The sequence below is a fragment of the Jeotgalibaca ciconiae genome (assembly GCF_003955755.1).
GTDB classification, from domain to species: Bacteria; Bacillota; Bacilli; order Lactobacillales; family Aerococcaceae; genus Jeotgalibaca; species Jeotgalibaca ciconiae.
Genome location: NZ_CP034465.1, coordinates 1,961,006 through 1,985,632, shown reverse-complemented (window position 1 = coordinate 1,985,632; position 24,627 = coordinate 1,961,006). Strand labels below are relative to the sequence as shown.

The 24,627-nt window shown below is 36.8% G+C and carries 21 protein-coding genes; all 21 read right to left on the bottom strand.

The genetic code is table 11. The features are described 5' to 3' along the window. Positions 1–321: 321 nt before the first annotated feature. On the bottom strand, positions 322–2,493 hold the full coding sequence (locus EJN90_RS09290; RefSeq protein ID WP_126110585.1) for an alpha-galactosidase: 2,172 nt from the start codon (positions 2,491–2,493) through the stop codon (positions 322–324). A gap of 17 nt (positions 2,494–2,510) precedes the next feature. Beyond that, a complete protein-coding gene (gene gtfA / locus EJN90_RS09285; RefSeq protein ID WP_126112406.1) occupies positions 2,511–3,917 on the bottom strand; it encodes a sucrose phosphorylase in 1,407 nt (468 codons plus the stop codon). A 16-nt stretch (positions 3,918–3,933) separates the two neighbouring features. Continuing rightward, positions 3,934–4,761 carry a carbohydrate ABC transporter permease gene (locus tag EJN90_RS09280; RefSeq protein ID WP_126110583.1) on the bottom strand — a complete coding sequence of 276 codons (828 nt, stop codon included), beginning with the start codon at positions 4,759–4,761 and terminating at the stop codon, positions 3,934–3,936. 14 nt (positions 4,762–4,775) lie between these two features. Next, on the bottom strand, positions 4,776–5,684 hold the full coding sequence (locus EJN90_RS09275; protein ID WP_227872619.1) for a carbohydrate ABC transporter permease: 909 nt from the start codon (positions 5,682–5,684) through the stop codon (positions 4,776–4,778). Positions 5,685–5,783: 99 nt separating this feature from the next. Then, positions 5,784–7,082: an ABC transporter substrate-binding protein gene (locus tag EJN90_RS09270; protein WP_126110579.1), complete on the bottom strand. Its 1,299-nt coding sequence runs from the start codon at positions 7,080–7,082 to the stop codon at positions 5,784–5,786. A 393-nt stretch (positions 7,083–7,475) separates the two neighbouring features. Next, positions 7,476–8,318, bottom strand: a complete 843-nt coding sequence (locus EJN90_RS09265) for an AraC family transcriptional regulator (protein ID WP_126110577.1) — start codon at positions 8,316–8,318, stop codon at positions 7,476–7,478. A 397-nt stretch (positions 8,319–8,715) separates the two neighbouring features. Further along, complete coding sequence (locus EJN90_RS09260; protein WP_126110575.1) at positions 8,716–9,567, bottom strand: carbohydrate ABC transporter permease; 852 nt, start codon at positions 9,565–9,567, stop codon at positions 8,716–8,718. Further along, entirely contained in the window at positions 9,560–10,432 is an 873-nt protein-coding gene (locus EJN90_RS09255) for a carbohydrate ABC transporter permease (RefSeq protein WP_126110573.1), read from the bottom strand. Before EJN90_RS09255 ends, EJN90_RS09260 begins: the two co-directional genes overlap by 8 nt. Before the next feature lie 125 nt (positions 10,433–10,557). Then, positions 10,558–11,805 (bottom strand): ABC transporter substrate-binding protein, encoded by a 1,248-nt coding sequence (locus EJN90_RS09250; RefSeq protein ID WP_126110571.1) that lies wholly within the window; start codon positions 11,803–11,805, stop codon positions 10,558–10,560. A gap of 156 nt (positions 11,806–11,961) precedes the next feature. Further along, positions 11,962–12,888: a type IV toxin-antitoxin system AbiEi family antitoxin domain-containing protein gene (locus EJN90_RS09245; protein WP_126110569.1), complete on the bottom strand. Its 927-nt coding sequence runs from the start codon at positions 12,886–12,888 to the stop codon at positions 11,962–11,964. 365 nt (positions 12,889–13,253) lie between these two features. After that, on the bottom strand, positions 13,254–13,454 hold the full coding sequence (locus tag EJN90_RS09240) for a hypothetical protein (protein WP_126110567.1): 201 nt from the start codon (positions 13,452–13,454) through the stop codon (positions 13,254–13,256). A gap of 203 nt (positions 13,455–13,657) precedes the next feature. After that, positions 13,658–14,413 carry a type I methionyl aminopeptidase gene (map, locus tag EJN90_RS09235; RefSeq protein ID WP_126110565.1) on the bottom strand — a complete coding sequence of 252 codons (756 nt, stop codon included), beginning with the start codon at positions 14,411–14,413 and terminating at the stop codon, positions 13,658–13,660. A gap of 102 nt (positions 14,414–14,515) precedes the next feature. Further along, a complete protein-coding gene (locus tag EJN90_RS09230) occupies positions 14,516–15,517 on the bottom strand; it encodes an alpha/beta hydrolase (protein WP_126110563.1) in 1,002 nt (333 codons plus the stop codon). Between the two features lie 387 nt (positions 15,518–15,904). Next, entirely contained in the window at positions 15,905–16,777 is an 873-nt protein-coding gene (locus EJN90_RS09225; protein ID WP_126110561.1) for a nuclease-related domain-containing protein, read from the bottom strand. A gap of 153 nt (positions 16,778–16,930) precedes the next feature. Then, positions 16,931–18,595 (bottom strand): ABC transporter permease, encoded by a 1,665-nt coding sequence (locus EJN90_RS09220; protein WP_126110559.1) that lies wholly within the window; start codon positions 18,593–18,595, stop codon positions 16,931–16,933. Further along, entirely contained in the window at positions 18,592–19,677 is a 1,086-nt protein-coding gene (locus tag EJN90_RS09215; protein ID WP_126110557.1) for an ABC transporter ATP-binding protein, read from the bottom strand. The genes EJN90_RS09220 and EJN90_RS09215 overlap by 4 nt, the downstream gene beginning before the upstream one ends. Positions 19,678–19,689: 12 nt before the next feature. After that, a complete protein-coding gene (locus tag EJN90_RS09210) occupies positions 19,690–20,748 on the bottom strand; it encodes an ABC transporter substrate-binding protein (protein WP_126110555.1) in 1,059 nt (352 codons plus the stop codon). An 85-nt stretch (positions 20,749–20,833) separates the two neighbouring features. Next, the gene (locus EJN90_RS09205) at positions 20,834–21,607 is read right to left on the bottom strand and encodes a response regulator transcription factor (protein ID WP_126110553.1); all 774 of its coding nucleotides are present in this window, start codon (positions 21,605–21,607) and stop codon (positions 20,834–20,836) included. Between the two features lies 1 nt (position 21,608). Next, complete coding sequence (locus EJN90_RS09200; protein ID WP_164544051.1) at positions 21,609–23,261, bottom strand: sensor histidine kinase; 1,653 nt, start codon at positions 23,259–23,261, stop codon at positions 21,609–21,611. Between the two features lie 167 nt (positions 23,262–23,428). After that, positions 23,429–23,713 carry a hypothetical protein gene (locus EJN90_RS09195; protein WP_126110549.1) on the bottom strand — a complete coding sequence of 95 codons (285 nt, stop codon included), beginning with the start codon at positions 23,711–23,713 and terminating at the stop codon, positions 23,429–23,431. A 242-nt stretch (positions 23,714–23,955) separates the two neighbouring features. Continuing rightward, a complete protein-coding gene (locus tag EJN90_RS09190; RefSeq protein ID WP_126110547.1) occupies positions 23,956–24,579 on the bottom strand; it encodes a Cna B-type domain-containing protein in 624 nt (207 codons plus the stop codon). Between the last annotated feature and the right edge of the window lie 48 nt (positions 24,580–24,627).

Here is a 24,627-nt window from a genome sequence, read left to right as displayed (position 1 = left end):
AAATTCTATCTGAACGTCTGTTTCTATAAACGCATCAATATTTGCAAACCAAAAATCTCATAGGAAAACACTTAGATTATTGGATCTATTTACCTGATAAAACTCCAAATAGTCATTTTTAGAAAAGCGGACAAGTCTGCCTTGGCCTATGAAAAAATAGGAAATTTGACCCTGAATGAGTAGCGAAGCACGCAATGGGGCAAATTTATCTTTTTTTCACTAGGCCAGGACTTGGGAGCTAGACATTGATGGCTGAACTTATAATTCCCTAGTCTACAAAAAAAAAGAGAATAAGGTTTCCCTTACTCCCTTCTTACCGTTCTAATCAATTGATTTCAAATAAATTTGTCTGCTTTGATAGTCTCCAAATAAATCTGGATCGATAAAAATCCCTTTGTACATCAGCTCGTCTCCGCCGAATACTCTTCCGTCATTCAATTGGTATTTCTTTTGTGTATCTAAACCAGTCAATTTTACTCGTTTACTTGCTTTGTTTGCTTTATCCATGATTTGGAAATACGTATAGATTGCTTCGTTCTGATCCTCGTCTACTACAATCCAAGCTGTATGATTTTTTCCATCAAATGGGCTTAGAATGCGGGAGAATGTCCCGAATTGAATCAGTCTACGATGTTTTTTATAAAACTTGATTTGTTCTTTCACTTCAAGCTTCTCAGCTTCCGATAGAGTTGTGATGTCTAGTTCGTAACCCAGATTCCCTGACATTGCAACATCTCCACGCATCTTAAGGCTCGTCATACGATTGACTTGGTGGTTTGGTATAGCTGACACATGAGATCCCATGGAGCTAATCGGCATAATCAAACTTGTTCCATATTGAATCTCCAAACGAGCAGCCGCGTCTGTATTATCACTTGTCCATGTTTGCGGCATGTAATAAAGCATTCCTGGATCATAACGTCCGCCGCCACCAGAACAGCTTTCGAATAAAATATTTGGATAAGCAGTTACTAATTCTTCCATTAACTCATACAGCCCCAACATATAACGGTGGGTCATTTCTCCCGATACAAGTTCTGTCATATTGCGGTTGTAGTCCCATTTAATGTAATCGATCGGAACTTCATCAAGAATTTTCTTCATTTGTCCAAGGATATTGTCGCGCACTTCTTTTCTGCTGAAATCCAATACATATTGTGTTCTGCCTAGAGAACGCGTCCGGTTCGGTGTGTGGATACACCAATCTGGATGTGCACGATACAATTCACTATCTTCTGAAATCATTTCTGGTTCAAACCACAATCCAAACTTCATTCCTAATTGATGGATTTCATCACTTAATGATTTGAGGCCATTTGGTAATTTTGCCTCATTCACAAACCAGTCTCCTAGCGATCGTTCATCATCATCTCGCTTTCCAAACCAGCCGTCATCTAGTACAAAGAGATCTACTCCTAAATCAGCTGCACTTCCAGCCATTTCCAGAATTTTTTCTTCGGTGAAATCAAAATAGGTTCCTTCCCAGTTGTTAATAAGTACTGGGCGTTCAAGATGTTGATGCTTTCCACGGACCAAATGGTTTTGATACAATTCATGCAGCCCATGAGACATCCCATTAAGCCCTTCATTACTGTATACCATAACAACTTCCGGTGTTTGGAAAACATCTGCCGGATTTAATTGCCATTCAAAGTGCTCCGGGTTAATCCCCATCTGAATGCGCGTTTGAGAATAAGAGTCAACTTCCACATTCCCCATAAATTCTCCGCTATATACAAAATGAATGCCAAACACTTCTCCTGATTGTTCGGTTGTTTCTGGTCTAGCTAACGCTAGGAATGGCTGGTAAGTATGACTGGTTGTTCCGCGTTTGCTGTCGATTTTATGAATACCGCGAACAATTGGTGAACGAACGATTTCTCTTTCTCGTCCCCATGAACCTGGTAATTGAATCAAATCATATTCGGAATCTAGAAAATCAACAGACATACTCAAGGCACGATTCAACTTCAACGCTTCTTGACTTGTATTTTTAAATTGAACCGATCTTGTAAGAATCGGTAAATCTTCAAAGATTGTATACGATAAAATTGCTTCCATACCTGTAATGTCATCCACAAGGGTAATCTCTAGCGTTTCAGCTTGGGACTCTTCAGTTACATAAGTTTGTGGTAATCCTTCAAGTTTTTTCTTGCCTTTTGTGATTTTGTACTCTTTATACTCTAATTGATTCGCTCGGTGGCCCTCTTTATCTGTATAACTATAAGCCGACTCTCGGTTATCGGCTATATCTGTTCCTGGAAATTCCTGTTGTAATACTCCTAAAGAAAATTGTCGATCAGTGACATGAGAAGGATTGGCAAAGAAAGAAGTGTTTTTTTGCGGATAGACCGTTCTAGTATGCACTTCGTTCAGTTTTTGCCCCCAGTATTGATGGGTCAAATATTTTTCTTCTTCAATTGCTAAAACATAACTGATTTTTCTATTTGATAAATGAAAAGTTTGTAGCTCTTCTATGTATTTGATTGCCATGTTTTTTCATCACTCCATTAGTATATTTTAAAGGTTTTGTCTGCTAAATTTGCTTCCAAGACAGCTTTTGAATCGCCATTTGTCCAGGTTATTTTTAGAAGGTGATCGAATGTAGTTTGAACATCCACAGTCCCATCAAAAGCTTTGGACTGATTTCTGAACTTCATCAAATCAAAGAGTTCTTGTACGACAGGACGTTCCAGTTCCTTTTCTATTTCTTCTAAAGAATAGTAATGACGATTGATGTCTCTTCCCTCTTTTGTTTGTTCAAGAAGCTCAATGTCATTTTCGCCTGCAAATAATCCAACATAGTAAACTTGTGGAATACCAGGAGCAAACATCTGGATAGCGCGAGCCAACAAATATGCTTGATCGTCATTCCCCAAGGCTGAATAATATGTACAATTTATTTGATAGATATCCAGGTTATTGTACTCTTCCGAACTGTATACGCGTTTAACATTGGCACCTTTTTCATACAAAGAGTTGACGGTGAACTCCACTTCTTCTTCCGTAAGCAAATCTTTTACATCTACCACACCAATACCGTCATGCGTGTCCAACGTCGTAAATTGTTTTCGCGGGCATGCCTTTAGCCAATGTGCTAAACGTTCGCTTCTGCCGCTGTATAAAGCATGCAAGACAAGCATCGGCAGTGCAAAATCATAAACGGGGTATCCTTTGTCAGCTATTTTTTCTTGGATTGTATAGTGTTCATGAATTTCAGGCAGTAGAACAATTTCATGTTTTTCCAGAATATCACGGCACCAATCTAACAGCTCCCAAATTTCCGGTTCGACAAAGAAGCAATTGGTATCCAGTTTTTTAATGGCGTAGGCAAAAGCATCTAAACGAATAATGGACGCTCCTTGCTGAGCAAGAAATTCTAATGTTTCTCTTACAAATTTACGAGTTGCTTCTGTCCGTACATCTAAATCGATTTGTTCTTCTGAAAATGTACACCAAACTTGGTCGGTTGAACCATCCTTAAAAGTCACGTCGATAAACGGCGCTTTGTCTTTTCGTTTATAGATCAAATCAATATCTCTTTCGGTCGGCCTGTTTTCCGGCCAATAATCAGAATAACGGATAAATAAATCTTTGTAAGGTGATTCCTCTTTCTTCTCGATAAAATCTTTAAAATAGACGGATTCTTTCGAAATATGGTTAATCATAAATTCGTACATGGTATAAAACTCATTACTGATTTCTCGGATATCTTCCCATGTACCAAAGGGTTCATCCACCTTTGTATAATCCATCGGAGCAAATCCTCTATCCCCTGATGAAGGATAAAACGGTAAAATATGAACTCCTCCCACGACCTCTTTTAAATGGGCTTCCAATACATACTTTAAATCTTTTAAATTCGACCCCAGACTGTCGGGGTAAGTGATGAGCATTACTTCATTTTTAATTTTCATTTCTGCACGGACCTTTCTATTTTCCACCTGTATTAGCAATTCCTTCAATAAATTGTTTTTGGAAAATAATATATAGAATAATCATTGGTAAAATGGAAATAACCGAACCCGCCATCAGTTCAGGATAATTCGTCATGAATTGTCCTTGTAAATTAGATAAGCCGGCAGATAGAGTCATTTTATCTTGTGAGATATTGACAATTAATGGCCACATTAGATCTTTGTAGGCAAAAAGAGCAGTAAAGATACCAAGTGATACAAGACCCGATCGCGCAAGCGGCATATAGATTTTCAAGAAAATCTGTCCGATATTTGCACCATCAAGTTTTGCAGCTTCCATCATGTCATCGGGCAGCTGCATAAAGAATTGGCGCAGCAAAAATGTTCCAAATGCCGAGACAATTCCTGGGATAATCAGCGCTGTAACTGAATTCAAGAGACCTAGTTTCTGTACTAGTAAATATTGTGGTGTGATAAAGATTTGAGACGGAATCATCATTTGTGTCAGTACTAACCAGAAAAATAAATTCTTCCCTGGAAATTCTAATTTTGCAACCGAGAAAGCTGCCATAGCACTAAATACGGTTGAAAAGAGAACTCTCCCTGCAATCATGAGTCCTGTATTCCAATAAAATTTAACAAATGGCAGTGCATTCCAAACTCTGGAATAATTTCCCCATTTGAAGTTTTCCGGGAAAATGGCAGGTGGAATCATGGTTGATTCTGCCTGTGTTTTACCTGACGTCAGGAACATCCAAAGGAAAGGAAGAATCATCGCAATTGCACCCACCATTAATGTGAGATGAATAAAAAATTTTGAAGTCTTTTTTGGCTCGTTAAGCATAGCTGTTTCCCCTCCTAGTCATAGTTGACCCATTTTTTCTGAACGATTAACTGGATTGCGGTAATAATCATGATAAAAATAACTAATACAACGACAATTGCTGCGCCGTACCCTCTACTATTTAGCACAAAAGATTCATTATAAAATTTGTAAACTAAGGATTGTACATGTCTAAGAGCTGGATTGGTTACATCAAACATAACAAAGATCAAGTCGAATACTTGGAATGCGCTGATAACGCTTGTGACCAGAACGAAAAAAAGTTGCGGAGTCAGTAAGGGTAATGTGACATAAAAGAATTGTTTCATCGGACCAGCTCCATCGACTGTTGCTGCTTCATAGTAAGATTTGGGAATCTCTTGTAATCCTGCCAGCAGTAAAATCATATTGTAACCAACACTCGACCAGACTCCCACGATAATAAGTGACCAAATCACCACATTCGGATTGGATAACCACTGGATATTTCCAGAAAATCCTATTTTTTCAAGCAGCACATTAATCAAACCGTATTCTGAGTTATACATCCATCTCCATACCATTGCTACAGCAGCTGGAGCGGCAATCATCGGCAAGAAATAAATGGTGCGGTATACTTGGATTCCTTTGATTTTTTTATTGACCAAAACGGCTGCTATGGTTGACAAGATAACCGTGACAGGTACTTGGACAATGCCATAAACGAATGTATTTTGTAAGGAAGCCCAAAATTCCGGATCCCCTAACATCCGTACATAATTTGCCGAGCCAATCCATGTAGAAACGCCAAAAGTACTGACGCTTTGAAAACTCATGATAAATGTTTGAATAACCGGCACGATGTTCAAAACGAGTAAGCCAATTGCTGTAGGGGCAATGAGTGCCCATCCCCAGAATGTCATGTTTCTCTTTTCTCTTTGTTCTTTTTTACTTGTTGTTTTCATTTTTCCGGCATCAGCTATTTCGCTCATAATAAACCCTCCTCATATATGAAGAAACTTCACTCATGATTGCTCATGAGTGGAGCGTCTGTTTCTAATTTTTTAATTTTCAGTTTCCAGTATCGCTTCTACAGATGTACTTAATGTCTCTGCTGCTTCTTCTACTGTTGAAGTTCCGTTAAATACAGGAATCAATGCATCATTTTCAGCCTTTTCCCAACTTGTTGTCAATTTTGAATAAGGTTTTATCACTCGGTAATCCATTTGATCAATGAATGCTTGCATATTGAATTGTGGGAATGCTTCCAAGTATGAAGTTTCTGTCCCTTTGAGTGCCGGAATTGCACTACCATTTTCTCCTTGAATGGTCATCCCTTCTTCAGATGATAAAAACTCCAAGAATCGCAAGGCTTCTTCTGGATGTTTTGTAGATGCTGAAACAGAATTCGCTAGGCCATTAAAGATCGATGCGCGTTCTTTCTCTTGAGGCAGAACTGTTACATCTGCATGCTCATTTGTATATTCATTTGACGCGATTTCTGCTGTCATCCATGTGCCGAACAACGCCATGGCACCGCGTCCTGATTGGAAGTAAGACATATTCGTATTGTCTGCAAATTGGCTAGAGCTTGGCGATACACCATGTTTCACACTCAAGTCAGCGTACCATTGTACAGCTTCAATTGTTGCTTGATCGCGAAAACCAGATTCTGTTTTATCATCCGAAAGAACTTGCCCGCCATTTTGATAAATAAAATTATGGTAGCCTTCTTGACGGTTTAAAGGTGCCAGAATGCCGTAGATTCCTGCCTCTTTGTCAGTCAGTTCTTGTGCTGCTGTAAGTAAATCATCCCACGTCCATGTATCATCTGGATACGCTAGACCTGCTTCATCAAATAATTCTTTGTTGTACCAGAGTCCCACTGTATCGAAATCTTTTGGAACTGCCAGTAATTGGTTGTCAACTGTATATAGTTCAACTAATTCATCCGGATAATCATCAAGTTCCAACGTTTCGTTTGAATTAAATTCTTCCGTCAAGTCCATCAAGACATTTCCTTCTGAGTATTTAGCGATTTCATTTGAATGCATCCAGAACACATCCGGCATGCTGCCCCCTTGAGCGGAAGACTCTAATTTTGTCCAATACTGATCCCAAGGTGTTACTTCCACATCGACATGAATATCAGGGTTTTGCTCATTAAATGCATCAGCGATCGCTGACATTCCTGGTTCTTGTCCTGTGTCCCAAATCATGTAGGTCAGCTCTACTTGCTTGCCGTTTCCTGCATTTCCACCATTTGCCGACTCTTCTCCACCACTTCCACCACAAGCTGCCAAGAATAGCGAGGAAGCCATTGTTAAAGAAAATCCTATTTTTTTCCATTTATTTTTTACCATTTCCATACCCTCTTTTTCTTTTTTTAAGCCTATTAGAAAGCGCTTTACATTTGTTGATATAATCATAACACCCTATGGCCGTTCATTAAATATCTTCAATCCAGTGAAACCCTACAATTTTGTTGATTGACTTTAATGCTGCACAAAAAGTGTAACCTTCAAGCAGCAAAATAGTGCTGAAGGTTACACTTTTTCGAAAATAGACACTTTCATAACTTTTTTCAGCTCTGAAGCTCCCACTTTCCCTAAAAGTGTAACTTTCACCGTTTTAAAAACCCATGAAGGTTACATTTTTTATTCACCCTGAACTTGGTAGCTAGACATGGATGGTGGAAAATTAAGAATGGCCCACTCGATAAAAAAGGACTGATTAGAATCAGCTCCTTTTGTCTTTTATCGTTGTTTTCGTGCTTTTTTGTATTCTTTGGGCGTCATTCCCATTGTTTTTTTGAATATTCGAGTATAACTGAGTGGATTTTTGTATCCTACTTTTTCTGCTACTTCCGCAATGCCACTATCTGTCGTTTCGAGATAGTCCCTACTTTTTTGTATACGATAGGCCATTAAATATTCGTGTAGCGTCTTGCCTGTTGTTTGTTTGAATACAGAAGCTAAATAAGATTCATTCAATGACAGTTCCTTTGAGATATCTCTTATTAAAAAATCAGTATCACTATATTTTTCTCGTATGATTTTTATTGCATTTTCTGTATACACTAAGCGCTTGTTCACTTTATCGAAGGGCTTCTCTTCATTCAACCGAACATGGTCATCATTGGCAAGCAAAGAAAATAGCTCGTATAACTTTCCTTGGAGCTTCAGCCTGGAAATGACCGTGAAGGGGTCCATGGAGGACATTTCTTCGATTACATATTTTGATTCATGAAAACTCTGGATTGAACCGATGGGCATCTCGGGTGTAATCCCAATTGTGGACAAGATTTTTTTTGCAACCTTTCCACTGAAACCAAACCAGATATACTCCCATGGATTTTCTTCATCTGCTTCGTAAAACGTTTGCTCGCCAGGAAAAATCATGAAAAATTGACCAGGTTCTAGAAGATATTTCGAATTTTTCGTGTGGAAAGCCCCCTTTCCATCAAGTACGATATGCAAGAGGAAGTATTCTCGTATCATAGGCCCGTAACTATGCTTCGGTGTGCATCTTTCTCTTCCTTTTGTGACATAATATAAATCGTGATACATATCACTCTTACGAAAAAAATCTTCATCCATCAAGAAATCTCCCTTTCCTCTTTTTAGAATTTTTATATACTTCTATTATAGCAGAGGACGCAAAAACGAGAGTATATTAGTTGTAGCGATTCAATCATTAATCACCCTTTGACATATAAGAAAAGCGGACAAGTCCGCCTTGACCTATGAAAAAATAGGAAATTTGACCCTGAATGAGCAGCGAAGCGCGCAATGGGGCAAATTTATCTTTTTTTCACTAGGTCAGGACTTGGGAGCTAGACATTGATGGCTGAACTTATAATCCCCTAGTCTACATAAAAAGGCTGACCTAAAGGCCAACCCCCTATTTTATATTTTATCATTTTTTCTTTTTCAAATATTAGCAAAACTGAGCTAGTGGTGCCTCAAAAACACCTTGCAGCTTTCTTACTGAATCTTACCCTTTCAGACCGCTTGTAGCATTTGAATCGGTAATGTAGCGTTGAAATACGATAAATACAAGCAACAACGGTATAATCGAAACAACGGATGACGCAATCAAGATCGTCCAATTGATATTTTCTGCACCAACTAAACTTCTTAAAGCAACCTGTATCGTATAATTTTTAGGATTATTCAATACGATTAATGGCCAAATATAGTCATTCCATCTCCATTGAAAGGAAAAAATACTGAGAGTCAGAATCACTGGTTTCGCGATGGGTAGCATAATATTGAAAAAGATACGACCGTCAGAAGCACCGTCCATTCGCGCGGATTCAACTAAATCATCCGGTATCGATACAAAAAATGTTCGGAACATAAAAATGCCTGTAGCTGTATTAATTGAAGGAATAATAATTCCTGCAAGACTGTCATAAAGTCCTAATTTCCGAATTACAATAAAAACAGGATTCATAATTACTTCCGTAGGCAACATCGTTGTTGCAATAATACAAACAAAGAAAAAACTCAGCCATTTCTGATCATATTTTGCAAATGCATACCCACAGGTGGCACTTGCGATAATGGTCAAAAAGGTCGTTACAACTGATGAAATTAGTGTATTTCCAAATAGACGCGGAAAATCTAAGCTGTTCCAAGCGTCGCTATAGTTTCCAGCCGTTGGATTTCTGGGTAAAACGCTTAGAGGATAAGCAAATAATTCTGAGCCGGGCTTAAACGAGCTAAGCACAAACCACACGAGCGGGAATAGGTAAAGTAGAGCTATAATGATCAATGCAGTTGTGAGTAAAACTGTGGATGTTTTATCATGCAGCTTTGAGATGTTATATGTTTTTTTATTCACCTTTATTCCCTCCTATCTTCATTTGTATAAGTCCTAGTATCAAGAGAATAGCGAATAGTACCATTGATGCGGCACTTGCATAGCCTACTCGCATTTTTTCAAAACCGGTTTGATAAATATACTGAACGATAAAAACATTGTCCGTTCCAGGACCACCATCTGTTAATGATTGTACGAGAGCGAATTCTTTCATCGAACCAATTGAAGCCAGTAGAATCACCATAAAGGACGTGGGCTTTATTGCCGGTAATGTAATATTCCAAAATTTCTGCGAACTATTTGCACCATCCATTTCCGCTGCTTCGTACAAAGAGGCAGGAATATTTTTAAGCGCGTTACTAAATTGGAGCATGTTGAAGGCTGTTCCGCCCCAAACAGCAGCCATAATAATAACAGCAAAAGCTGCATTTGCATTTGTGAACCATGGAACGGCTTCGCCGCCTGCGACTGAAATTATATAGTTAATAAATCCGAAATGCTCTCCAAAAAGCCATTTCCAAATAACCCCTGCTATGATCCCCGAGATTGTCCAAGGAAGGAAAATGATTATCTTTCCCAACACTTTCCCTTTTGCGTAATTGCTGTTCAATAATAAGGCAATTGCGAGTGACGATACATAAACAATAGGTACAAGTGTTATTGCATATCGAAAGGTTCGCAGCATTGCTTTATAAAAACTTGGATCTTGGAATAATTCTGTATAGTTTTCAAAACCAATGAAATTTGCTGTGGAGTAACCTTTATAGTCTGTTAATGAATAGTAAAAACCCAATATGGCTGGCAAAAAGAAAAACAAAAAAAATAAAATCATATTTGTTCCCGTAAAAATCAGCGGCCATTTATTTTTCTTTAGTTTAGATTGCATTTAGCTTCCTCCTTCATTTTCGATATCAGGAGTTCCTTCATAAGTTACAGTGGAACTTGTATTTCCTTCATAGATGATAAGCTAGATTCTACCTATCACGTGATAGGTAGAATCTAGCTTGTGCTTTATTTTTCTAGATAGCCTTCGTTGTAATCTTTGATTGTGTTTTCAATAACCGTATCGATATCAATTTCATCATTTAAGTATTGAACAACAGAATCTCTATAGCTGCCTGTTAATCCTGTGTATCCTCTCATTGTCTTTGTTACTTGGTCAGATGTTTGCTTTCCAGAAATTTCATCTGTTGCAGCAATTTCTTGAGTATAGATATCATATGCTTCTTGTCCACCTTCATAATTTACGGCAACATCTTCTAATGCAGGTAAGTAACCAGCATAAGTTGCAAGCTCTGTATAATTTTCAGGTTGATACAACCATTCAATAAAGGCTTTTCCTCCTTCAGAGTTTGAACTGTTTTCGAAACCGACCATGAAGTTTCCGCCCATATTTGTTGCTCTTACATCTTCAAAAGGCATATAGACGGCCTTCCAATTGAAATCAATATTTTCTGAAAAGTCTTTAATTTGCCAGCTGCCTGAAATATAAGCTGGAATCTGTCCACTCTTGAACATTGATGCTGCATCTTCTCCAGCAGTCCAAACTGATTTTGGCATCACTCCGTTATTGTTTAATTCATAGAATTTTTCAAGCGCCGAGATTGTTTCGTCGTCTGTTGTATAAGAAGTTTCGTCTTCATTTAAGAAAAAGTCTTTCCCGCCAAACTGATAAGTAAAAGCACGCAGGCGGTGATCTGAAGCATCCATCACAAATCCAAATCGAGCGTCAGTTTTTTCCATCACTTCTTCAATATCTGCTAAAAACTCATCCCACGTCCAAATCTCATCTTCAGACATCGGATAAGCAACTCCTGCTTCATCAAATAAATCGGTATTAATAAACATTCCTACGGCTGTTACATCAGTTGGTAGTGCTTTTACATTTCCTTCTTCATCTCTAATCGTCATCGATTCAATTGTTTTCGATTCTTCCGCAACATCAGAAAGATCCATTAAATATTCTGACCAATCTGGAACTACTCCCGATACTCTAGCTACATCAGGCGCATCATTCGATTGCACAGCTGTCGAGATTTTGGTTGTCAAATCTGCGTATGGAATGTCCGTTACTTCAACATGGACACCCGTCTCTTCTTCATATTTTTCAGCCATTTTTGAATAGGCATTTCCTTCTGTAACATCTCCTGAAACATACAAGGTTACTTGATCCGAAGAATTTCCTCCTGAATTTCCACATCCTGCCAACGTAAACAAACTAATTGTCATAATTGATGATAGTAGTAATTTCTTTTTCATTTTAAACCCTCCTGGTTAAGTAATTGATTTCTATTTTTGTAACGGCATAACTTCTATTATGAAGAAATTTATTATTTAGTGTTTCTACGTTTTTATCCACCTCACTTTTTATACCGCTTTCATTTTTTATGCTTTTTTTAGTTAAATACTTATAAATCATCTGATTTCGTTATCTGAAAGTACTTCGATAATTGGTAAGATAAATTGGTCAATTCCCATATCACGCGCTTTCTGTAATAATATTTGGGGCTCAGCATCATTTCTCTTCATATATTCCATAAGGACTTTCCCCTTTACTGTTTCATTGATTGAATAACGAGGATTTATCACATCACAGAGGGTGCGATAAATATCTGTTACAGGAATTTTGTTGCCATAAGCGGTCTCCACCATTACAATTTCGTCTTCTCCCACTATATCCCTGCTACGTATGACCTCCACTTGTTCTGGATAAATCGTTATCCTCGGATTATAGGAAGGCTCCACTTTTACCACATATTTTTTTGGGGGTACATCGGTAATGCCATGGTAATACAAAGCTGTTTCATGTCCAAATACAAATCTAGGATACTTTATATAGAAAATATAGGGTAAATCTTCTGGAATACTTTTTTTATTATACAGTCCTGTGGTAATTTTTTTATATCCTAACTGATGAAATAACCTTGCTGAGTGTTTAGTGAGAAATTCCTTCCATATCCTTGTTTTCTCATCTGCTTCGGTGAGTGGCAGTATCTCTTCATACAACGGAAAGTTGCTTATTTTTTTCAAAACGATATCAGGAAAGCTTTTTGTCAAAATATAATCCTCATTGTTAAGTATTTCTTGAAGAACTTGTAAACCATTTAGTCGATCGAATTGTAGATTGAATTCCTTAAGCAAGGAAAGTTGATGTGCATCTGTTACAAAGGTCATTCCCATACGATTTCGAACTTTTTGGACTAGCTGATTTAATAACTCTTCTTCTTCATCGGTCAGGTCTGCGTACCTGATTTCGTTTGTTTTTTCTTCTACCGTCAGCCGAGAAAGTTTCTTCATTCGCTTTGAAATGGACTTGTTTTGCTCTTTCATTTCATTGCTCAAACTTCTCCCTCCTTTCAATTCTGATTTTTTAATGGTAACTTTTATTGCTATTACTGTACCATATATAAAAGAGCTGTGGTACAAATAACCCTTTTATGTATACCATGTCTGCTTCAAAGTAAGAATGACAATGATTTTCGGAGCTTTGTTATTTTGTTACAGTACAATTATTGACAAACAGAGCCATGTTATTTTCCAGTCCCATACTCTAAAAGATGCTGGAGTTCCTGTTTGGAGGAGAATCCAGATGGAAGATTTCTCTTTTTATGAAACAAAAAAGTACTCTTAGGACGATTCGACTATCCTTCGCTCAAAAAACGAGCTGGAGCAGTATTTGCATACTTGCTCCAGCTCGTTCCTACTTCTTAAAATGGATAATCCAGTTTTTTTCTTTCACTGTCGCTTTCTTCCTCTAGAATTCTTTGCTCTTCTGCTTCTTCCCAGCTTGTACCATATGGAAATCCCCATGATGTATATCCAGCAATATAGAAAAAATCTTCATTTGATTCTGAATTAAATTCTAGCTTGGAATCTTTTCTTTTATTCTTTTTTCTCTTCTTAGCCACTCTCGTACCCCCTCATCACTCTCTATTCTCAAAAAAACATCAAAGAATAGCCGTTCCGATGGCATTAGACTATTCACTCTTGTTTGATCACAGCATTACTTGATTCAAGAATCATTTTGTGCCGGAAAATTATCATTCTATTATACCGTTCAATTGAAAAAAGCATCTCCCACAAATAATCATTGAGAAAGATGCATTTTAAATTAGTCTTGTTTTGTCAGAATCTTTGGACCATCTGCAGTGATTGCGATAGTATGTTCGAATTGGCAGCTTAATCCGCCATCTAATGTGCGGGCAGTCCAACCATTTTTGTCCATTTTCGATCTCCATGTGCCGGTATTAACCATCGGCTCAATGGTGATTGTCATGCCTTCTTTTAGTCGTAGACCTTTTCCTGCTTCGCCGTAATGTGGTACAGATGGACCTTCATGCATTGTTGGTCCGATACCGTGTCCAATGAATTCACGGACAACAGAGAAGCCTTCTGCTTCTACGTATGCTTGGATTGCATGGCCGATATCACCAATACGGTTACCTGGAATTGCTTGCTCAATTCCCAAGTACAATGCTTTTTCAGTTACTTCCATCAAGTGATTTACTTGAGGATCTTTAGATTCGCCGACAACGTAACACCAGCATGAATCTGCCATAGCGCCATTGTAGTTAACGACTGTATCAACTTTTAATAAGTCGCCATCTTTCAGAATTTCTTTTTTCCCTGGAAATCCATGACAAATTTCATCATTCAAGCTTGTACATGTCGCAAATTCATAGCCTTCATAGCCAATTTGTTCTGGAATAGCGCCAGCATCTTCGATTCTTTTTTGCACAAAATCATTTATTTCCATTGTGCTTATGCCTGGTTTAATAAAATCTCGCAAAGCAACATGAATATCCGCAAGAATCTTTCCTGCTTCTTCCATTGCTTCAATTTCGCGAGGTGATTTCAATGTAATCATATATTTGAGTTCCTCCAATATTTGTATATTCACTTAACTATTATACCACGCATGCAAATGATGTGGGGAAGAAAACACTTATGTCCTTTTACTCTTTGTAAACTATTTATATTGATTTACAAATGAGAGAGTCTGCTCATAACAAAGTTTCGCTTCTTTCGTACGATAATCAAACTGATATTCATGGTTGATTTGTTCAGGTGAATCTACAAAGAACAGTGAGCTGACTGATACTTGGAGCGATTTCAACTGTTCTTCCAATTCAATGCCTTGTTGTGGAAATGAGAATGCATTTCCATCAGTAATATAGGTAGGCGGAAAGTCTTCTGTTACATGACTGACCAACGACGCTTCTTGTAATTGGGGAGTATCCTGCCAATCTTTTTCGCCAATCAATGACCAGGCCACAGTCTTAACAAAGAAACGGAGAAATTTACTATCCGATTTTTCTTCTACCGTCTGCTTGAGGTTCACCGGCCCACAATAGGATATGGCACCTTTTATTTTCGTCTGTTGAATAGTTTGTTCCATATTCATCTGCTCCGCGTACTTTTTATTTGTTTGAATCGTTACATACTGCAAAGCAATTTGTGCGCCAGCAGAATCTCCACCGAAAAAAATTTGATCTAAGTCTATCATGGAGTATTCGTCTAAACTCTTTTCGATAAAACGATACGCATCATCAATTTGATTAATTTGCCCAGGATATTCTGAATCTGGAGCTAGTTCGTAGTTTAAGGTTATGACTGCCACATTCGCATCGGAAGCAATATTGGTCGCAAATTCAGTCACTCCTGATTTATCACCGCCAACATAACCTCCTCCGTGAACCCAAAAGATTACAGGAACTCTTTCAGTTGCACCTTTGGGATAATAAATATCGAAATTATTTCGTTCATATTGGGAATCATAGTCAATGTCTTCTATAACACTTACCTTCTTACTGCTTTCTTCATATTTTTCTTTGTCCGTTATTTCTATCGGACTATCAAACATTTTGTTGATGAGGTATGCTCCTGGGCGAGGTGAAATCTGAAATACAATAAGAATAAGGATAGCCGTACTTAGTATAATTGCTATTATCCAAGCGAAGATTTTCTTCATCAAATCGTTTGCTCCTTTAGCTGGTATTTTGTATTCAATAACTAATATTATAGCACTGATAAAATGATACTCGCCATGGATACTCATAAAGAAATAGAATTCAACAGTTGCAAGAAGAAAATGGTCTCCAACTGTCGAAAATTGCAAGAAAAGCGGACAAGTCCGCCTTGGCCTATGAAAAAATAGGAAATTTGACCCTGAATGAGCAGCGAAGCGCGCAATGGGGCAAATTTATCTTTTTTTCACTAGGTCAGGACTTGGGAGCTAGACATTGATGGCTGAACTTATAATCCCCTAGTCTACAAGAAAACCTCAGTTGCATGCTAAAAAACAACTACAACTGAGGAAAAAAGTCTGAATTCAACAGTTGCAAATGAATAATCGTTTTCAACTGTTGTTTTTCCTATCCATCTCCTTTATTACACATCTAGAAAAAGTTTCTCCAATCATATTTCCACACCAATCCTTTAATATCCGAGCTGTTAGCTTTTTACCGGGAAAAAGCAACTTAAATTCAGCAATACTTCTCTCTACTCCATCTATCTTTGGCTCAGTCTTCGAACATCCACTGCATTTTAAATAACGATGTTTATTAATCATTTTTGTAGGCTCACATTTGTCACACCAAATCCCCTTCTCAAGAGATTCATAATCATATTTATAATCTGATTTGTATAAATTTGATTCTGGACGGCTGTTTCTTATTAAGTGTGCAATCTTGTAATGGTAATTAGTCAAAGGAGCTGAGGTTTTCGCCATTTTCTCAAAGAACTCTTCTAGTTGGGGTAGAAGCAGGATTGGTACTTCGGGTTGATGACCATATAAAGTAAAGTTTCCATTTATGAAGACAAGTTTCCACTCAGCTGGAATCCGTACTCGATTAGCCCTCAAAATACCATCCAAAATATCAAAGTCATTTTTAGCCCGATTTAATGGATTTCGATCCAGCTTATAGTTATTTTTGATAAAGTCATCTCCCTTATGATGGATAGTTCCTTCAAAGTTTTTAATCTCAAAAAGATATATTCTTGTAGCCATAATTACGATGAAATCGATTTGAGCTGTGCCGCTTTTCTTAAGTAAAACATCATGCAGAACGATCATTGGAAATCCTTTCTGGCTTGTTAGGTCATAAAATTTCCGCTCTCCTTCATAACCCTTTCTAACAACAAAGTATTCCTCTGCCAATGCAGAATTAAATGGCATTCGTTTATACAATATTTCTACGACTTTTAATGACTCTGGTTTTTGCAAGCGCATTTCGTCTCCTCCTTTACTTAATAAATTCGCAAAGGAAGTTTTTTTGTTTATTCACTTTGTATGGTATAAAACAAAAAAGCATCTCATTATCGTGACCACGAAACTAGTTTTAAAAACCAGCCTATGTGGAAACTCATTTGAGATGCTTTCTTCTTACATCGAAATATCATCACTCTTTGTCACTCTCATAAAGATAAGCAGAGATATGACCGTAAAGATTGTTAGTATGGTAGAAAGTGCTGCTGCAATTCCGTAATTTCCACGAATTACTTCTGTATAAATTGCAACAGTCATGGTTCGTGTACGTACATTATATAGAAGGATTGAGGTAGACAATTCAGATAACATCGTGATCCAACTTAGAATTGCCCCTGCAATAATTCCAGATAGCATCATGGGCACGGTAATCTTAAAGAAGGTATTTACTTTTCCACTGCCCAGACTGGACGCTGCTTCCTCAATTGATCGAGGTATTTGCATTAACGATGCAACGGATGATCGAATGGTATAGGGTAAACGACGAACGGACATTGAAATAACCATAATTAACGCAGTTCCGGTAATTGCCAAGAAGCCACTTCCTCCGATACCTGTATTGAAAGAGGTCAGGAATGCGATACCCATTACTGTACCTGGCACGATATAGGGAATCATACTCAGCGAGTCAATGGTTGAAGTAACTACGTTTCTCTTACGCACGGCTAGATACGAAATAAAAATCGCAAAAATGACAACAATCACCATTGCCAACAAGGGAATTCGAATAGTGTTAAAAATCGCTGAACCCATTCGATTAAAGGCTTCTCGGTAGCTGTTTAAGGAATACCCCTCCTGAAATACCATCCCTTGTGTGTTTTTAAAGGAAGTAAAAATAAGATATCCTTGTGGTAATATCGCTAAAAAGACAACCCCATAGCAAACGATATAAACCAATATTTTTCTTAATCCAGTGACTGGTTTTGCGACAACTGGATGAAGTGAACTCATTGTAATCGATTGGCGGTTCGCAATATATCGCTGGCCGATAAAAATCACCAATGCAATAATGATTGCGATAATTGCCAATGCTGATGCGAAGGCCGCATTTCCTCCTACTTCACTCATGAACTCAGAATAGATCAGAACCGGGAAAGTACGATAGCCTTCCCCGATCAACATCGGAGTCCCAAAATCAGAGAAAGCACGCATAAACACAAGTAATGCTCCTGCTAATAAAGTTGGAATAAGCAAGGGTAGAATCACTTTAAAGAAGCGATCAAATCCTGTACTGCCCATATTTTCAGCCGCTTCTAGAATGGAGTTATCGATGCTTTTAAAAGCTCCATTTACATATAAAAAGATTAATGGAAATAGCTGCAAGGTAAATACCAAAGTAATCCCTGTAAATCCATAAATATCCGGCATTGTAAAACCAAATATATTGGAAAAGAAGCGCGTTATTACACCATTTCTCCCCAATAAGAGAATCCAAGAATATGCTCCAATAAAGGGCGCCGACATAGATGCGATAATAATCAGGATTCGTAATAATTTCTTCCCTTTAAATTGGTACATCGCAAAGCAATATGCTAAAACAACTCCAATAACTAATGAAAAAATTGTGGCGGTTAACGATACTTTAAAACTATTTATCAATGTCGTTGAATAGTAACTCTTTGAAAAAAAAGTAATAAAGTTATCAAAACCAAATCCGTTATCAGTAATAAGTGCTTGTATCAACACGTTGCCAACAGGATATACCAGGAAAATTAAATAAGTTGCTAAAATTAATAAGGAAGAGCTATTCCATATATCTAAAGAAAACTTTTTTTCTTTCATCCCGACACCCCCAAAAGATTTCGTGCTCCATCTTTTGTAAAGACATTAATTTTTTGGGTATTAATCTTTAATTTAATGTGGTCACCCGGATTTAAATTCTCGTGAAAGGTTGATTCTTCACTAATTTGAACTCTATTACCCGATTCCAGTTTTAAAAAGTATTCTGTATTTAATCCTAAATAGATACTATCTTGTATTTCTGCAGTAAAATCTTCATCGTTTTCCACACGTATAAATTCTTCCGGACGGATACTGATTCGTACGTTTTGTTCTTGTTCGGAGTTGAGGGATGGAAATGCTAACTGATACCCACTCTTAAATTCAAGATATGCCGTGCCGTTTATATGGATCAGTTTTCCTTCCAGAATATTTGTCCGTCCAATGAAGGTTGCCACGAACTCATTACTTGGACGATGGTATAATTCTTTTGGTTGCCCAATTTGCTGAATAATTCCATCCCGCATCACGGCAATTTTGTCAGAAATAGCCATTGCCTCTTCCTGGTCATGAGTCACATAAACAGTTGTAATCCCTACTTCTCTTTGAATTTCCCGAATTGCCTGACGCATATCGACACGTAATTTTGCATCCAAGTTGCTTAAGGGTTCATCCATCAATAGAACATCTGGATTAATAGCCAAAGCTCTTGCGAGCGCAACCCGTTGTTGTTGCCCTCCACTCAGTTGATCTGGCTTACGATCTTGGTACTCATCAATCTGCATTAATTTTAAATATTTATCAGCATTTTTCTTTACATCTTCTTTAGAAAGCTTTCGTTGCTTTAGTCCAAATTCAACGTTGTCTCGAACCGTTAAGTGCGGGAAAATCGCATAGTTTTGAAAAACCATTCCAATATTCCGTTTACTTGGATCTTTATCATTGATTCTGTTCTCATTAAAGTAAAAATCTCCTCCTTCAATGGAATTGAACCCCGCTATCATACGTAGCAGGGTCGTTTTTCCACAACCTGAAGGACCTAATAAAGTAAACAAAGTGCCATCTGGAATTGTCACCGAAAGATCTGGAATTACTGCATTTCCATGATACTCTTTTCGAGCATGGTTGATTATAATCTCACTCATATGAATGACCGCCTATCTGTTTGATTCAATATCAACGAAGATATCATTGTATTTCGAAACGATTTCGTCCTTATTTTCAATTACATAGTCCATATCCTCTTCAATCGTTTCAATTTCATCAAGTGGTTTCATATTTTCACTTGTCTCAGCATCTTTTCGAACCGGACGATTGGTTGTGGTCGTACCTAACACATTTTGTATTTCTTCTGAAATAACAAAGTCTACGAACAACTTTGCATTTTCTATATTCTGAGCACCTTTGATGACAGCAACACTCGCCGGCAAGAAGACGGTACCTTCTTGTGGATAAATAATTTCAACATTTGCTCCATCATTTAATAATTTCACAGTTGGATCTTCATAAGTGAGGCCTACTGCCATCTCACCATCAGCCACTGCTTTATAAACATTACTTGAACTGGAACTGATTTTCCCATCGATTAGTGTGAATAAATCATGTACGTATTGCCATGCTTCATCACTTTCATAACCGCCCTCTGCGGCTAGCATATTTGTCAATTGAGCAAATGCACTTGAAGAGTTTGCTGGGTCAGCTGTCGAAATTTTTCCTTTTAATTCCTCATTTAATAAATCTTCATATCCTGTGATGTCTATATCCCCAATCAAATCTGGATTGACAATGATAACGCTGCCGTCAATTGTATAGGGTGTATAGAAACCTGATTTATTTTGATATTCTTCTACTAATTGATCGTTTTCTTCTGGAATATACTCTTCAAATAAATCAGTACTTTGAGCATACTGAGAATAGGCTCCCCCGAAAATAACATCTGCAATAGGGGCATTTTTTTCACTTTCTAATTTTGTAAACAACTCTCCTGTCCCCGCTTGGATCAATTCTACTTTAATATCATACATTTCTTCAAATGCGGGTATTGTGGCATTAATCAAGCCTTCCGAGTTTGGAGAATAAATAACTAATGTATCGGAACTTCCTCCTCCAGTGTTATTACCACTGTCACTTGATTCTGTATTCCCGCCAGTTCCACATGCCGCTAACATTAATAAAGAAATACCTGCAACTGAAATCCATTTACCAAACTTTTTCATCTCCACCACTCCTTGTTATTTTCTTTATCGTACCAAATTTGAAATCGCTTTCAAATACCAAAAAATAACACTTTTGGGGAAAATCCTACTCTTTTATCAAATCCATGAATTCACTCGCACTCATATTGATATATTTCTTAAAGACTTTATTGAAGTACTTGTAATCACTAAAACCGCATTCCCCAGCGATTTCATAAAGCTTCAATTTATTCTGTTTCAAATACACAATTGATTTTTGAATTCGGTAACGATTCACATAATCATTAAATGTCATATTCATATAGTCTTTAAAACGATTATGCAAAAGTGTTGAACTATAACCAATTTCCTTAGCCACATCTTGGAATACAAACCGCTTATTAAAGTTTTGATTAACAAATTGAATCATTTCTCGAATCACTTCATCATGAACCAATTGCTTCTCTTTTTCTATTAACTGTATGTTCTTAATATCTGCTGATTTTTCTCGTTCTTGAATAAAACTCTGATTCACTTTACGTTGATATTTCGCTCGGGATATTGCTTCTGCTAATTCTTCCATATCAATGGGTTTTACTATGAATTCACTAACTCCGTACTTAATCGCTTTTTGTGCGTTTGAAAATTCATCATATCCAGAAATAATAATTGTACTATAGAGGTAATCCATGGTTTCTTCCAACATCTCAAAAGCATCTTTCACGGGCATGTTGATGTCCGTAATAACAATATCAGGATTCAGTTCTTTTATTTTCTCTATACCTTGCTGGCCATTATTTGCTTCTCCAACAATCACACAACCTGCTTTTTCATAATTAAATCCATAAATTAAACCTTTTCTTATAATATGTTCATCTTCAACAATCAATATCCGATACATTTCATGCTCCTCCTATTTCAATTTCAACTACTGTATACTCTTCTCTAATTTTCAGTTCAAATTTCGCCTTAGGATACATTAACTGCAACCTTTTTTTACTATTCAACAAACCATGGTGATTTCCCATGGGAAGATTATTTTGTAAAGAATCATTGATTTCCTGAGACTTTCTTTCCTCCAATGCGCTACCATTGTCCATCACCTGAAATTGATAATAGTTATCTTCTATTTTTTTGCTTATGATCGTGATTTGTAGATCTGGACGATTTTGAAAGCCGTATTTCAAGCTATTTTCAATTAAAGGGAGTAAGAATAGTTTTGGTACAGGTAATTTTAATGTCTCTTCGTTGATATCTAAAATATAGCTAAAGTCTTGAAAACGAATTTTACTTATTTCTAAATACTCTATCAAGTACGTCAGGTCCGTCTCAAAGGTAACTTCTGTATTTTCTTCATTGATGCTATAGCGAAGTATTTTAGTTAATCGAAGAATCAATTGATTAGCAATTTCCCTATCAAAAATAATTGATGCGCGAATTACTTCCAATGTATTGTATAAAAAATGAGGATTGAATTGAGCTTCGAGCTTTTTTCGCTCTGCCAGCAGATTTTCTTGCAGCAATGATATATTATTTTGATGAGCATTCGATAATTCTTCCAACATTATATTGATCCGTTTCGAAACAAGTTCAAATTCGTCATTCGTTTGAATCGACAATCGGTGGTTTGGATTTCCCTTCAAAACTTCCATTTCTTTTGTAAGCAACTCTACTGATTTCGCATTTCGCAATGAAATTCGCTTTGAAAAAGAGAGGGCAAAAGCAATTAATAAAAAAGACAATAGGGCTACGATCGAACCGCTTATTTTTAAGAATGAGGGATACATAATACTTCTTTGATACACGGTTAATGATAAATTCGGTGTTAGTGAGCTTCTTTCTGAATAATATAAATCATCGTGATAATTGAATCGGTTTTTGAATACAGTACCCTCTACTTTTTCTAGATTTCCTGAAATAAATAAATTCGAGCTTGATGCAAAAACATTATCAAATTTATCAGATATAATATATTGGTTCTGAAGTTGGTTTAAGTTTGATATTACTTCTTTTCCGTTAATCACTTGAACCGAATATCCTTCTGGTGATAAAGGATTACCAATTGTTGTCATTAATAGAAGATAATGTTCTCGGTCTTTATCAACATACAACCGTTGAACTACTTCTGTTTCCTCATCTATTTTAGGAGTAATAATCGATAAGAAATTCAAAAAAATTCCATCCTTGTTCCATCGACTGTTACTACTAAATTTCAAATTCATCGATTCATCTAAAATCAATAACTCACTTTTTAAATCCTGTTGAGAATTAAAGGTGTAATAATTGGAATAAATATTTGATTCAGATACCGTTTCATTTAAGTAATCTAAATACAGCCTTTTGCTATTTTGAGTAAGTTGCTCTTCGTATTGTTTGATATTTTTACTAATAAAATCCTGTACTACTTGTTCGGTATTATCTAACTGCATATTTATTGAAATTCCATTAAATGCAGACAAAATAAAACTTAGTATTAGAATGATTACAGCAATAAAAATAGCTGAATAAATTAAAATTTCTTTTCGTAGGTTCTCTTGAAACAGCTGTCTTTTCATTTTCATACTCCTAACTAAAACCTAGAGTGTAAACGATTGCATTTCTATTATAGCAAAATAAGTAATAATAGATACTTTACATTCATTCGTTCATTACTTTGAGTGAGAATTTTCTCCACAGAAAAAAGCCAAAATCAATACTGAATGATTTTGGCTTTTCGATTTTCTTATTCTACCAGCTCCACTTGCACAATCGACATACCAGGCAATTGCGGTGGTAAAGACATGGTCGTTGGTGCATTTTCAATTAAGACTACTTCTAAATTGTCGCCTTCTTTTAAGTCTTCGATTTGGATGTCTTCTCCAGTTGTTTTATTTGTTAAAGGAATAGCTTCGTTCATTAATAAAACAACCTCATCGAATCCGGGGATATCTTCTGTTTCAACAGGATTCATGTCTTGAACGAGTATGCGACCTTCATCCACTTCTTTTATCGTTGCTGTATATAGCACGGTATCTTCCTCCTCTGCACTAGTATCCGTATTTGATTGTGTATCCTCTTGCGAATTTGAGACGGAGCATGCTGAGAGAAAGAAAACTCCCAACAAGAATAGCAATATCTTTTTCAATTGATTCATTCCCTTTGTTATCTATTTTATAAATCCATTATACTAAATCGAAGATTAAAATCCTATTCATAACTAAAAATCTCTTCCTGGTAAAAATCACTCGCTTTTTACCAGGAAGAGATACTTTAATTTGGTTTGATATAAGAGGTCGTGGCAAATAGATTTCCGTCAGCATAAATTACTTCAACGGTTACGTTAAATATTTTATGAATTTCCCTATTCGTTTTTTTTATTAAAACAATCGAGAACTCGTGTATGCCCAACTCTGTAAAATCGATGGATTCAAAAATAACTGTCCCATTGCCGTTCTTTTCTCCTTTGACAACTAGTCTATCAGCAGTATCTACTAATTCAAAATCAAATTCTTCAGCTACTAAATTTGATTCAATCAATTCTTCGCTTCGATCTAATTGGATAGAAACTGCTATTGGGTTTGGATTATAGATATTAATAACGGATAATCCATTCTCAAATTTTGTATAGCCAGCAGGTGTATAGTTATTTCCTTTGACATCAACTTCTTGTACTGAATAGATATAGTCTACACCCTCAGGACTTCTTGCGTCTACTTTTTTCCATCTTACCTCAGTTGTCCAGGAAGCTAATGGCTTAATACATAGATTAGGAACTTCTTCCAGTGTCCCATTTTCTCCAGCTTTACGGAATAGTTTAAACCAAATCTCAGGACGATTATTGGGCCAATCATTTTTCCATTCTTTCGTTGCTCTCACAATCATTTTTTTAGCCATTCTTCTTCAATCCTTAAGTTATCTCATTATATAAATACATCTTTTGCT